The sequence below is a fragment of the Dokdonella immobilis genome (genome assembly GCF_900115085.1).
Classification (GTDB): domain Bacteria; phylum Pseudomonadota; class Gammaproteobacteria; order Xanthomonadales; family Rhodanobacteraceae; genus Dokdonella; species Dokdonella immobilis.
On the sequence record NZ_FOVF01000007.1, the window covers coordinates 22,180 to 34,708 of the forward strand.

At 65.4% G+C, this 12,529-nt stretch carries 10 protein-coding genes; 9 read left to right on the forward strand and 1 reads right to left on the reverse strand.

Translation table 11 applies throughout. The annotated features are described in order from the left end of the window. The first annotated feature begins 11 nt into the window (after positions 1-11). The 9 genes from BM125_RS07285 to BM125_RS07325 all read left to right on the forward strand — a co-directional run bounded on the left by BM125_RS07285 (position 12) and on the right by BM125_RS07325 (position 10,664). Positions 12-1,259: an argininosuccinate synthase gene (locus tag BM125_RS07285; RefSeq protein ID WP_092406454.1), complete on the forward strand. Its 1,248-nt coding sequence runs from the start codon at positions 12-14 to the stop codon at positions 1,257-1,259. Continuing rightward, a complete protein-coding gene (locus BM125_RS07290; RefSeq protein WP_092406456.1) occupies positions 1,256-2,344 on the forward strand; it encodes an acetylornithine deacetylase in 1,089 nt (362 codons plus the stop codon). Before BM125_RS07285 ends, BM125_RS07290 begins: the two co-directional genes overlap by 4 nt. Then, positions 2,341-3,678 carry an acetylglutamate kinase gene (locus BM125_RS07295; protein ID WP_092406458.1) on the forward strand — a complete coding sequence of 446 codons (1,338 nt, stop codon included), beginning with the start codon at positions 2,341-2,343 and terminating at the stop codon, positions 3,676-3,678. The genes BM125_RS07290 and BM125_RS07295 overlap by 4 nt, the downstream gene beginning before the upstream one ends. Next, entirely contained in the window at positions 3,675-4,649 is a 975-nt protein-coding gene (gene argC, locus BM125_RS07300; protein WP_092406634.1) for an N-acetyl-gamma-glutamyl-phosphate reductase, read from the forward strand. Before BM125_RS07295 ends, argC begins: the two co-directional genes overlap by 4 nt. Next, positions 4,646-5,938, forward strand: a complete 1,293-nt coding sequence (locus BM125_RS07305) for an argininosuccinate lyase (RefSeq protein ID WP_092406460.1) — start codon at positions 4,646-4,648, stop codon at positions 5,936-5,938. Before argC ends, BM125_RS07305 begins: the two co-directional genes overlap by 4 nt. Before the next feature lie 484 nt (positions 5,939-6,422). Further along, positions 6,423-7,583 carry a glutamate 5-kinase gene (gene proB / locus BM125_RS07310; protein ID WP_092406462.1) on the forward strand — a complete coding sequence of 387 codons (1,161 nt, stop codon included), beginning with the start codon at positions 6,423-6,425 and terminating at the stop codon, positions 7,581-7,583. A 4-nt stretch (positions 7,584-7,587) separates the two neighbouring features. Continuing rightward, on the forward strand, positions 7,588-8,868 hold the full coding sequence (locus BM125_RS07315) for a glutamate-5-semialdehyde dehydrogenase (protein ID WP_425429603.1): 1,281 nt from the start codon (positions 7,588-7,590) through the stop codon (positions 8,866-8,868). A 231-nt stretch (positions 8,869-9,099) separates the two neighbouring features. After that, complete coding sequence (locus BM125_RS07320) at positions 9,100-10,140, forward strand: PIG-L deacetylase family protein (protein WP_092406466.1); 1,041 nt, start codon at positions 9,100-9,102, stop codon at positions 10,138-10,140. A 152-nt stretch (positions 10,141-10,292) separates the two neighbouring features. Continuing rightward, positions 10,293-10,664: a hypothetical protein gene (locus BM125_RS07325; RefSeq protein WP_217647821.1), complete on the forward strand. Its 372-nt coding sequence runs from the start codon at positions 10,293-10,295 to the stop codon at positions 10,662-10,664. Positions 10,665-10,681: 17 nt separating this feature from the next. Here the strand turns inward: BM125_RS07325 and BM125_RS07330 are convergent, their stop codons facing one another. Next, a complete protein-coding gene (locus BM125_RS07330) occupies positions 10,682-12,514 on the reverse strand; it encodes a putative bifunctional diguanylate cyclase/phosphodiesterase (RefSeq protein ID WP_139224892.1) in 1,833 nt (610 codons plus the stop codon). Positions 12,515-12,529 lie beyond the last annotated feature (15 nt).

Genomic DNA, 12,529 nt, shown 5'->3' on the forward strand with positions numbered 1-12,529 from the left:
AGGAAAGTCCAATGTCGCAAGCTTCTTCCATTCCCGATTCCCCATTCCCCATTCCCGAACAACGAAACGTTGTTCTCGCGTTCTCCGGCGGCCTCGACACGAGTTTCTGCATTCCGTACCTGCAGGAACGCGGCTATGCCGTGCATACGGTGTTCGCCGACACCGGCGGCGTCGATGCCGACGAGCGCGCCTTCATCGAGGCACGCGCGGCCGAGCTCGGCGCGGCCAGCCACGTGACCGTCGACGGCGGTCCGGCGATCTGGGAGGGCTTCGTCAAGCCCTTCGTCCGGGCCGGGGAGGGCTATCAGGGCCAGTATCCGCTGCTCGTCTCGGATCGTTACCTGATCGTCGAAGCCGCGTTGCGGCGGGCCGGCGAGCTCGGCACGCGCGCCATCGCCCACGGCTGCACCGGCATGGGCAACGACCAGGTGCGCTTCGACCTGACCGTCAAGGCGCTCGGCGACTACGAGATCATCGCGCCGATCCGCGAGATCCAGAAAGAGCACACCGAGGTTCGCGCCTACGAACAGAAATATCTCGAAGCGCGCGGGTTCGCGGTGCGCGCGAAACAGATGGCCTACACGATAAACGAGAACCTGCTCGGCCTGACCATGTCGGGTGGCGAGATCGATCGCTGGGAGGCGCCTGGCGAGGGCGCGCGTGGCTGGTGTGCGCCGAAGGCGGAATGGCCAACAAGTGCCTTGCAGGTGAAGTTGACCTTCCGGCACGGCGAAGCGGTGGCACTCGACGATGAGCCTCTGGCGGGGCATGTCCTGCTGGCCCGCCTCAACCAGATGTTCGCCCGCTTCGGGGTCGGTCGCGGCCTCTACACCGGCGACACCACGATCGGCCTCAAGGGTCGCATCATCTACGAGGCGCCGGGACTCGCTGCGTTGCTGGTCGCCCATCGCGCGCTCGAGGAAGCGGTGTTGTCCAAGGCCCAGAACCGCTTCAAGCCGGTGGTCGCGCGGCAGTGGGTGGAACTGGTCTATGAAGGCTTCTTCCATGATCCCTTGAAGACCGACCTCGAGGCTTTCCTGGCGGCCTCGCAGCGTTGCGTCAATGGCGAGGTGACCTTGCAGACCGAAGGCGGCAACGTGCACGCGGTGGCGATCCGCTCGCCGCACATCCTCACTGCCAAGGGCGCGACCTACGCGCAGTCGGCCGACTGGGGCGTGGCCGAGGCCGAGGGTTTCATCCGCCTCTATGGCATGAGCTCGACGCTGTGGGCCGAGGTCAACCGGAAGCCGGCGCAATGAGCGCATTGCTCGATGCCACGCTGGCCCATCTGCGCGCGCTGGTTGCGTTCGATACGCGCAATCCGCCGCGCGCCATCGGCACTGGCGGCATCTTCGATTACCTGCGCACGAACCTGCCCGGGTTCGAGATCAGCGTGACCGACCACGGCGCCGGTGCGGTCAGCCTGTTCGCCGTGCGCGGCAAGCCGCGGTTCCTGTTCAACGTGCATCTCGACACCGTGCCCGATTCGCCGCACTGGAGCGCAAGCCCGTTCGAACTGCGCCGGACCGACACGCGTGCGATCGGCCTCGGTGCCTGCGACATCAAGGGTGCAGCCGCTGCGCTGCTCGCCGCGGCGAATCGCGTCGACGGCGACGCGGCCTTCCTGTTCAGCTCGGACGAAGAAGCCAACGATCCGCGTTGCGTCGCCGCGTTCCTCGCCCGCGGCATGCCGTATGAAGCGGTGTTGGTGGCCGAACCGACCCGCGCCGAGGCCGTGCTCGCCCATCGCGGCATCAGTTCCGTATTGATGCGTTTCGCAGGCACCGCTGGACATGCCTCGGCCGAACAGACCGTGGCCGACAGCGCGCTGCACCAGGCGATCCGCTGGGGCAACCGCGCCCTGGCCCATGTCGAGGCCTGCGCGCACGAGCGCTTCGGCGGACTGACCGGGCTGCGCTTCAACATCGGTCGCATCGAAGGCGGCATCAAGGCCAACATGATCGCCCCGCAAGCCGAACTGCGCTTCGGCTTGCGGCCGCTGCCCTCGACCGATGTCGACGACCTGCTCGATGCCTTTCGCAGTTTCGCCAATCCGCCCGCCGCAGAGTTCAGCGAGACCTTTCGCGGGCCGAGCCTGCCCTCGGGCCTGATTGCCGATGCCGAAGCACGCCGGCTTGCGGCACGCGATGTCGCCGATGCCCTCGACCTTCCGATCGGCAATGCGGTCGACTTCTGGACCGAGGCCTCGCTGTTTTCGCAGGCCGGCTACACCGCGCTCGTCTACGGGCCGGGGGATATCGCCCAGGCCCACACTGCCGACGAATGGGTAGCGTTGGACCAATTGGACGCCTACGCCGAATCGGTCACCAGGATCCTGCAATGAACAAGGCCACGCGCCAGACCCGCCAGACCATCGTGCGTCTGCTTTCGAGCATGGCCAGTGCGAAGGAGATCTCGCAATACCTCAAGCGCTTCTCGCAGCTCGATGCGAAGCGCTTCGCCGTGGTCAAGGTCGGCGGCGCGGTGTTGCGTGACGACCTCGATGCGCTGACCTCTTCGCTGGCCTTCCTGCAGGAAGTCGGCTTGACCCCGATCGTCGTGCATGGCGCCGGCCCGCAACTGGACGAGGAACTGGCCGCCGCCGGCATCGGCAAGCAGACCGTCAACGGCCTGCGCGTGACGACGCCCGAAGCGCTGGCGATCGTCCGCCGCGTGTTCCAGGCGCAGAACCTCAGGCTGGTCGAGGCCCTGCAGGAAGGCAACACGCGGGCCACCTCGATCACCGCCGGCGTGTTCGAGGCCGAGTATCTCGATCGCGACACACTCGGCCTGGTCGGCCGCGTCTGCGGCGTCAACCTCGCGCCGATCGAGGCCAGCCTGAATGCCGGCTCGATCCCGGTCATCGCCAGCACCGGGGAAACAGCCGGCGGCCAGATCCTCAACATCAATGCCGACTTCGCCGCCAACGAACTCGTGCAGGTACTGCAACCGTACAAGATCATCTTCCTGACCGGCACCGGCGGCCTGCTCGACGGCGAGGATCGCGTGATCGACTCCATCAACCTGTCGACCGAATACGCGCATCTGCTCGCCCAGCCCTGGCTGCACTCGGGCATGCGCGTGAAGATCGAGCAGATCAAGGACCTGCTCGATCGCTTGCCGCTGACCTCGTCGGTTTCGATCACCAAGCCGGCCGAGCTGGCCAAGGAACTGTTCACGCACAAGGGCTCGGGAACCCTGATCCGGCGCGGCGAGAAGGTCCTGCGCGCGACCTCGTGGAACGAACTCGACCTGCCGCGCCTGCGCGAGCTGATCGAGTCGAGCTTCTCGCGCACGCTGGTGCAGGACTACTTCGAAAAGACGCCGCTGTTCCGTGCCTATGTCAGCGAGAACTATCGAACCGCACTGATCCTGCTCGAAGCCGAGGGCGGTGCCTACCTCGACAAGTTCGCCGTGCTCGACGACGCCCAGGGCGAAGGTCTCGGTCGCGCCGTCTGGCAGGTCATGCGTGAAGAGAACCCCCGGCTGTTCTGGCGCTCGCGCCACGGCAATCCGGTCAATCCGTTCTACTACGCCGAGTCCGATGGCTGCTACAAGATGGCGCAGTGGAAGGTGTTCTGGTACGGCATCGAAGACTTCGCCGAGATCGAGCGCTGCGTCGAACAGTGCCGCTCGCGCCCGGCCACGCTGGCCAGCCCGGTCGGGGTGGCCTCGTGACGCGCCGCGCGATCGGACTGGTCGGCGCGCGCGGTCATACCGGTGCCGAACTGATTCGCCTGGCCGGCGCCCATCCGGGCCTCGAACTCGGCTTCGTCTCCTCGCGTGAACTGCAAGGCCAGCGCGTGGCCGATCATGTCGGGGGTTACCACGGCGACTTGCGCTACGGTCTGCTCGATGCCGAGGCCGTCGCCGCCGAGGCGCTCGATGCGATCGTGCTCGCGCTTCCCAACGACAAGGCCGCACCGTACGTGCAGGCGCTCGATGCCGGGGGCAGCGAAGCGGTGATCGTCGATCTCTCGGCCGACTACCGCTTCGATGAGCGCTGGTACTACGGTTTGCCGGAACTGACCCGGGCTCGTTATGCCGGGCAGCGGCGGATCAGCAATCCGGGCTGCTACGCGACCGCGATGCAGCTTGCCATTGCGCCACTGACCGAAATGCTGACCGGGCCGCCGCAGTGCTTCGGCGTTTCCGGCTATTCCGGCGCCGGTACCACGCCATCGGACCGCAACGACTTCGACAAGCTGCGAAACAACCTGATGCCGTACGCGCTGGTCGGCCACGTGCACGAACGCGAGGTGTCGCGCCACCTCGGCTTGCCGGTCGAATTCATGCCGCATGTCGCGCCGCACTTCCGCGGCATCACGATGACGGTCAACCTCTGGCTGCAGCACCCGGTCAAGCGCGAGGCGATCATCGATCGCTATCGCGCCTTCTATGCCGACGAGGCGCTCGTACATGTGGTCGAGGAGGCGCCCTGGGTCAGCCGCATCGCTGGCCGTCATCATGCCGAAATCGGCGCCTTCGCCGTCGCTGCAGGCGGCCGGCGCGTGGTCATCGTGGCCACCCTCGACAACCTGCTCAAGGGTGCCGCGACCCAGGCCCTGCAGAATCTCAATACGGCCCTGGGCTTCGATGAACTCGAAGGCATTCCGGCCAACGGCACGACCACGGAGGCGACGGCATGAGTGACCTGCTCTGGCAGAAGTCGGGAATCGCGACCGATCCGCGCATCATGCGCTTCCTCGCCGGCGACGATGTGTTGCTCGATCGCGAGCTGTTCGTTTACGACATCGAGGCGAGCAAGGCGCACGTCGAAGGCCTGGCCAACATCGGCATCGTCAGCGCCGACGAGGCGGACCCGCTCGTTCGCGAGCTCGATGCCCTGGCCGCCGATTTCCGCGATGGCCAATTTGTCCTCGATGAGCGTTTCGAGGACGGCCATTCGGCGATCGAGGCGCGCTTGATCGAGCGCCTCGGCGATACCGGCCGCAAGGTCCACACCGGGCGCAGCCGCAATGACCAGGTGCTGGTCGCCAGTCGACTCTGGCTCAAGGCGAAACTGGAAGGGTTGCGCGCGACCTGTACCGCCATTGCCGAAGTCTGCCTCGATCGGGCCGGGCGCGAGGTGCTGCCAATGCCTGGCTACACGCATCTGCAGCGGGCCGTGGTGTCGTCCACGGCGATGTGGTTCGCCGGCTTCGCCGAGGCCTTCATCGACAATGCCTGGCGCGCGCGCCAGACCCTCGAACTGATCGATGCGAACCCGCTCGGCACGGCCGCTGGCTACGGCGTCAACTTGCCGCTCGATCGCGCGCACACGACACGCAGGCTCGGCTTCGCGCGCCTTCAGGTCAGCCCGATCTACACCCAGCTCTCGCGCGGCAAGTTCGAGATGGCGGCGCTCGATGCGCTCGGTGCCGCCGTGCTCGACCTGCGCCGGCTGGCCTGGGACCTGTCGCTGTTCACCACGGCCGAATTCGGCTTCGTACGCTTGCCGTCGCAGTACACGACCGGCAGTTCGATCATGCCGAACAAGCGCAACCCGGATGTCATCGAATTGATGCGTGCCAGCTACGCCAGCGTCGCCGCCGCCCGCACCGAGATCGAACAGCTACTGTCCTTGCCCAGCGGCTACCAGCGCGACCTGCAGGCCAGCAAGGGCTCTGTCCTGCACGGCTTCCATCGCGGACTCGACGCCCTGGCGTTGTTGCCGGACCTGCTGGCCGCGCTCGAATGGGATGCGGCGCGGATGCGCGCGGCGATCGAGCCGGCCATGCATGCGACCGACGTCGCGATCGAGGCGTCGATTGCCGGTGTGCCGTTTCGCGAGGCCTACCGGGCGGCGGCAGAAGGTGCCGGCGAAACCGGGCAGGGCCGCACACCCGAATCCAGCCTGGCCGCACGTACCTCGCCCGGCGCCGGTTCGGATCTGCGTCTCGATGCGCTGCGCACACGCCTTGCTGAATTGACATGAACCACGCACGAGTCGTCAGCAATGAATCTCGTAGGGGCGGCTTCAGCCGCGATGCTCCTGTCGAATCGTGCCGAAGAGCATCGAGCCTGAAGGCTCTTCCTACAGGGAGAGCGAACAGGCGGCGCGGGTTTCCTGGGCGGCTTTCGCGTTTCGGCTTCGTTGTTGGAGCGGCTTTCAGCCGCGATGCTCTTGTCGATTCGCGCCGAAGCGCATCGAGCCTGAAGGCTCTTCCTACAGGGAGAGCGAACAGGAGGCACGGGTTTCCTGGGCGGCTCTCGCGTTTTGGCTTCGTTGTAGGAGCGAACTTCAGCCGCGATGCTCTTTTCGATTCGTGCCGAAGCGCATCGAGCCTGAAGGCTCTTCCTACAGGGAGATCAAACAGGCGGCGCGGGTTTCTTGGGCGGCTCTTGCGTTTCGGCTTCGCTGTAGGAGCGGCCTTCAGCCGCGATGCTTTCCGATTGCGCCGGCAACAGGCAACGCGCCCATGAACATCGATTCTGCGGCCCGTCCTTCAGGTGGATTTTCGGAACAACCGCTGCCCAGTTGGCGCCGCGCCGTTCTCAAGGTCGGCAGCAGCCTGCTGACCGAGAATGGCGCCGGGCTCAGTCGGCGTCATGTGGTCGGCCTCGCCGCATTCGTTGCCGACAGTCTCGCCGCCGGGCGTGAAGTCATCATCGTCTCGTCAGGCGCGGTGGCCGCCGGCCGCGCGATCCTGCCGACCCAGCCTGCCCGCGGCGCCGCCATGGCCGCTCGCCAGGCCTTCGCCGCGCTCGGCCAGGCACGCATGGTCGGGCTCTGGCAGGACTGCCTCGCGCGACCCGTCGCCCAGGTCCTGCTGACCCATGACGATCTGCGCAACCGTCGTCGTTACCTGAATGCAAGGGCGACCCTGAGCGAATTGCTGCGTCTCGGCGCGGTGCCGGTGATCAACGAGAATGACACGGTTTCGGTCGACGAACTCAAGCTCGGCGACAACGACAACCTGGCCGCGATCGTCGCTGCCCTCGTCGAAGCCGACCTGCTGCTGATCGCGACCGATATCGACGGTCTGTTCACGGCCAATCCCCGAACCGACCCGACCGCGCAACCGGTCGAGACCATCGACAGCACCGATCCAAAGGCGCTGGCCATGGCCGGCGGGGCAGGGACGGCGACCGGCACCGGCGGCATGCGCACCAAGCTCGAAGCGGCGACACGCGCGGCCCGAGCCGGCATCGACACGGTGCTGTTCAACGGCACCGACGCCGTCGCCGTCGCCCTGCTCGGCGCGGGCCGCCTGCGCGGCACACGGCTGCGGGCCGGTCAGACGCGACTGGCCGCACGCAAGCACTGGCTGCAGCAGGTGCCATTGGCTTCGGGGTCGCTGCTGGTCGACGAAGGCGCAGCCCGGGCCCTGGTCGGGAAGGGTGCATCGCTGCTGCCCGGTGGCATCCTTGCCGTGCGCGGTGAGTTCGCCCGCGGCGACATGGTCGCCATCGCGGCCGGACCGGCCGATGGCGAGCAGCCTGTCGCGCGCGGGCTGACCCAGTATTCCGCCGCCGATGTGCGCCGCATCGCGCGCCGTCACAGCCGCGACATCGAAAGCCTGCTCGGCTACAACTACGGTGAAAGCGTGATCCATCGCGACGACATGGTGACGGACTAGTTCTATGAATCCCGATATGAAAACGCTGGCCCTGGCCTGTCGCGAAGCGGCCGTCGCCATCGCCGCCCTCGGCCCGGCCGCCAAGCGCGACCTGCTGCTCGACATGGCCGCGCGCATCGAGGCCAACGCGGCGGGCATCCTCGATGCGAATGCGGTGGACCTGCGCCGGGCCGAAGGCAGCGGCATCAGCGCGGCCCTGTTCGATCGCCTGCGCCTGGACCCTGCGCGCATTGCCGGCATCGCACACGGGCTACGCGAAGTGGCGGGGCTGCCCGACCCGGTCGGCCAGGTCACCCATCGCGATACGCGACCCAATGGCGTCCTTGTCGAACGCGTGCGCGTTCCGCTCGGCGTCATCGCGATGATCTACGAGGCGCGACCCAATGTGACCGTCGATGCCGCCGCGCTGTGCCTGAAGGCCGGCAATGGCGTGATCCTTCGCGGTGGTTCCGAGGCCATCCATTCGAATCGGGCCCTGGCCGCACTGCTCGGCGATGCACTCGCCGCGGCCGGACTGCCGCGCGCCGCCCTGACTCTGGTCGAGGACCTGCGTCGCGAGACCATGGTCGAGCTGCTGCAGCTCACCGACATCATCGATCTCGCCATCCCGCGCGGCGGCGAGGGTCTGATCCGCTTTGTCGCCGAACATGCGCGCGTGCCGGTAATCAAGCACTACAAGGGTGTTTGCCATCTCTACGTCGACAAGGATGCCGACATCGATATTGCGCTCGGCCTGCTGATCGACGGCAAGACGACCCGCCCGAGCGCCTGCAACTCGCTCGAGACCCTGCTCGTGCACGAGGACATTGCCGGGGAGTTCCTTGCCCGGGCCGCCGTGCTGCTCGAAACGCATCATGTCGAGATGCGCGGCTGCGAGCGCACACGTGCCCTGGTTCCAACGGCGCACGCCGCCAGCGAGGCCGACTACGCCGCCGAATTCCTCGATCTGATCATTGCGATCCGCGTGGTCGATGACCTCGATGCGGCGATCGCGCACATCCGACGCTATGGCTCCGATCACACCGAGGTGATCGCGACGGGCGATGACGCCGCCGCGCGCCGCTTTGTCGATTCGCTGCGTTCGGCCGTGGTCATGGTCAATGCCTCGTCACGCTTCAGCGATGGCGGCGAACTCGGTCTAGGTGCCGAAATCGGCATCTCGACCACGCGCCTGCACGCCTATGGTCCGATGGGGCTCGAGGCGCTGACGATCGAACGCTATGTGCTGCACGGAAACGGCCAGATCCGGCATCCGTCCTCTCAGGGCAGGGTCGGCCCAGGCTGATTCCCGTTCGCCACAGCGGGTCCGGTATGGGCGTGGTTCGCGAAGTGTGATCCAGTGGATCAAATACCCGTTGAACCGACCCGACCGCTGGCAATCCCGTGAGGCTTTGGTCGGCACGGTCACGGCGCTGGTCATCACCTCCAGCACTCAACTGGCAGGCACATGCGCTAGTCTTCAAGGGCGATCGACCAGATTTCACCGGACCACCCCTCACAGGCACGTGACCTACGCATGACAGATGGACTCGAATTCCGCGCCGGCGAGCGATGGCTGATCGCGATTCCGCATCCGGATGACGAAACCGTGGCAACAGGCGGTCTGATCCAGCAGCTGATCGCGGCTGGCGTGACGCTTCGCGTCCTGGTCGCCACCGACGGCGACAACAATCCGTGGCCGCAACGCTGGCTCGAAAGGCGCTGGCGAATCGACGGCGAAGCGCGCGCGCGCTGGGGTCGGCGGCGGCGCGACGAGGCCCGTGCAGCCCTGGCCGTGCTCGGCGTCGGGGCATCGGCCATCCGCTTTTTTGGCTGGCCCGACCAGGGTCTGACCGATCGGCTCATGGACGACGCCCTGGCCGAGGAACTTCTGCTAGCCGAGATTGGCGAGTTCCGGCCCTCGGCCATCGTTGCGCCCGCACTGTCCGACCGCCATCCTGACCATAGTGCACTCCGCATTCTCGTCGAACTCGCGCTAGTGCGCGCCGGGCTGCAGGATTGCCGGAAGCTCGACTATGTCGTGCACGGCCGGTTGCCCGATGGTGGCAGCCGGATCCTGCCACTCGCTGCCGACGAACTGCAGACGAAGCAGCGCGCCCTGCAGGCCCATGCCACGCAACTGGCGCTCAGCCGCAGGCGCATGCAGGCGATCTGTGATCGCCCTGAACGCTATGCGCTCGAAACCCGACCCCCATCGACCGCCGCCCCTGGCCATTCGATCGCCTGGACCATGCCCTGGTCCCGACGCAGCCGCCTCGTGCACCGGCACGAGTTGTTGTTAGTCCTCGCCCATGGCGGCAGGATCGTGCGAATTCGACGGCCTCTCGATCCGCACTCTGGAATTGGCTCGATCACGATCGAATCCGACCCGCTTCCGCCCGTTCAAGTAAACATCGAAGTCCTGCCCAGCGCGCTCCGCATCGAGCTCAATGCTCCGATCGACCTGCAACTCATCTTCGCCAAGATCGATCGCAAGTCGCCACGCCTCGTGATCTACGACTTCCATGGATGGGCAAAGATCGCCGACAGCTCGCCGAGGGACTTCGAAGCGGGATAACAGCCAAACCCGAGAACTGCCGAGCCATTCGCCTGTATGTGACCGGTCTCAGGCGGAGGTTTGTGCAGTATTTCAACCATACCCATCGGCGGACGGGGACCTTGTGGGAAGGGCGTTGCACGTCAACGCTTGTCGATGCCGATAGCTAACTGTTGGCGGTGTATCGCTATATCGAGCTGAATCCAGTGCGCGCCGACATGGTCAGCCACGCCTCGGACTACCCGTGGTCGAGTTACCAAGGCAATGCAGTTGGAAAGCCCATTGCGTTGCTGACGCCGCACTTGCTCTATCGGCAATTGGGCAAGACAAACGAAGAACGCCAACGCGCCTACCGCGCCCTGTTTCGAGGGCGGATGCCGGAGCGTGACGTGACAGCGATACGCGAAGCGACCAACAAGGCATGGGTACTGGGAAGCGATCGATTCAAGGCGCAGGTCGAGGCAAAGACCGGTCGGCAATCCGTTCCATCAGGTCGAGGCGGGGACAGGAAGTCAGCCGAGTTTCGGAAGGCCAGGTATCAATGACTCTGACCCCTTTGATCCTAGGCGCACTGATTTCCCAACCAGGCGTCGATCAGGGTGGCCAGCGGAACCGGTCGGCTGAAAAGAAATCCCTGGTATTGGGTGCACCCGATCCGCTGCAGGGTTGCCCGTTCGGATTCCGTCTCGACGCCTTCGGCGATCAGATCGATGTCGAGGGCGCGGCCGAGCGCGATGATGGTGCCGACGATGGCCTGGTTGCCGGAATCGGAGTCGATGTCACGCACGAAGCTTTGATCGATCTTGATCGTTTCGACCGGTAGCTGGCTCAGATACGCGAGGGACGAGTAGCCGGTGCCGAAGTCGTCGACCGCGACCTCGATGCCGTGTTCATGCAGCAATGCCATTTTTGCGGCTGCGCCATGACTGTTTCTGATCAATGCGCTTTCCGTCAATTCGATGGCCACCAGTCGCGCATCGACCTCGTGGCGTTCAATCGCACCCAGCAACGTCTCGACGAAGTCTGCGTGGTTGAACTGGACGGCACTGATGTTTATCGAGATTCTTCGAAAGCCTGGAGGCAGCGCGCGGGTCTGCAGCTGGCGAATGTCCTCGCAGGCGCGATCGATCACCCAGCGGCCGAGATCGAGCATGAGGCCGGTTTCCTCCGCGATCGAAACGAACAGATCGGTCGCCAGCAACTCGCGGCCGGGACGGTGCCAGCGCAACAGGGCCTCGGCTCCGATGCATGAACCGTCGAGATCATGCTGGGTCTGGTAGTGGAGTTCGAACTGGGCGGTATCCTTCAGCGCCGATTGCAGGTCCTTCTCGATCTCCCTGCGCCGTTCGAGATCCGAGGACAATTGCCTGTCGTAGTAGACACTGCTGTTGAGCCCGGCCAGTTTTGCCTGGTACATCGCCGTGTCGGCGCGTCGCAAAATCTGCTCGGCGCTGCAATCGCCATCGGGGAAAAGTTCGATGCCGGTCGAGGGCGTGACATGCAGTCGATGTTCGCCCGCGATCATCGAGTCCGAGAATTCCGCACGAATTTCCTCGAGCAGATGATCCACGCGCGAGCGTGCCTGTTCCAGGTCTCCGCCGAGGTTGCCGAGCAGAATCACGAACTCGTCGCCACTCAGGCGATGGACGATGCCCCGTTCGCCGACCACACGTTCCAGCTTCCTCGCGACCTCGACCAGCAACCGGTCGCCGACCGAGTGTCCCAGCGTGTCGTTGACCATCTTGAAACGATCAAGATCGAGAAACAGCAGGGCGCCAAGCGATCGGTTGGCGATCTCCGTCGCGCGCATCTCTTCGAGCGTCTGCATCAACTGGCGTCGATTCGGCAGGTGGGTGAGATCATCGTGCCGAAGCTGGAAGAGAATCGTTTCCTCCGCCTTGTGCCGGGCCGCTACCGCGACCAGGAGTTCCTCGTGTTCCAGCGAAGCCCGGCAGCTTACGCCGAGCCGGGCCATCAGTGGTTTGAGCAGCTCGATGATCGGCTGCTCGAGGCCAGTCTGCATTCGCTGCAGGGTGATGATGCCGATCCGCCCCAGATTGAACGAGTAGAAGTGGCTGTCCGCTTCAATGCCGTGTTCAAGCCGATAGGCGCACTCGACCCGGTTGCCGTCCAGCGCCGGCAGGTCGGGAATCGGGGTCATCGAGGCATTGTGCGGAACGCTGAGATAGTGCGTGAGCGTCGGGTTGCCGGCGCTGCCATCCGCCGGGCTCAGGTCATCGTGGCGTTGCACGAAGTGGAAATGGATGGCGGCCAGGCCGAGGCGTCGAAGGGTCACCCGTGAAAAGGCACTGAGCATCGGATGTAGGCGAAGGGCCATGCCGATGGCCATGCCGAGTTCGTGCTGGATGGAAACGTATTTGAGCGTGTGCTGCATGGGCGGCGTCGGCAT

What these genes read in the sequence shown, in the direction of transcription:
- BM125_RS07305 (WP_092406460.1), top strand. Translation starts at nt 4,646, where the DNA reads ATGAGTGACCTGCTCTGGCAGAAGTCGGGAATCGCGACCGATCCGCGC.
- BM125_RS07285 (WP_092406454.1), top strand. Translation starts at nt 12, where the DNA reads ATGTCGCAAGCTTCTTCCATTCCCGATTCCCCATTCCCCATTCCCGAA.
- BM125_RS07290 (WP_092406456.1), top strand. Translation starts at nt 1,256, where the DNA reads ATGAGCGCATTGCTCGATGCCACGCTGGCCCATCTGCGCGCGCTGGTT.
- BM125_RS07315 (WP_425429603.1), top strand. Translation starts at nt 7,588, where the DNA reads ATGAATCCCGATATGAAAACGCTGGCCCTGGCCTGTCGCGAAGCGGCC.
- BM125_RS07330 (WP_139224892.1), bottom strand. Translation starts at nt 12,514, where the DNA reads ATGCAGCACACGCTCAAATACGTTTCCATCCAGCACGAACTCGGCATG.
- BM125_RS07320 (WP_092406466.1), top strand. Translation starts at nt 9,100, where the DNA reads ATGACAGATGGACTCGAATTCCGCGCCGGCGAGCGATGGCTGATCGCG.
- BM125_RS07295 (WP_092406458.1), top strand. Translation starts at nt 2,341, where the DNA reads ATGAACAAGGCCACGCGCCAGACCCGCCAGACCATCGTGCGTCTGCTT.
- proB (WP_092406462.1), top strand. Translation starts at nt 6,423, where the DNA reads ATGAACATCGATTCTGCGGCCCGTCCTTCAGGTGGATTTTCGGAACAA.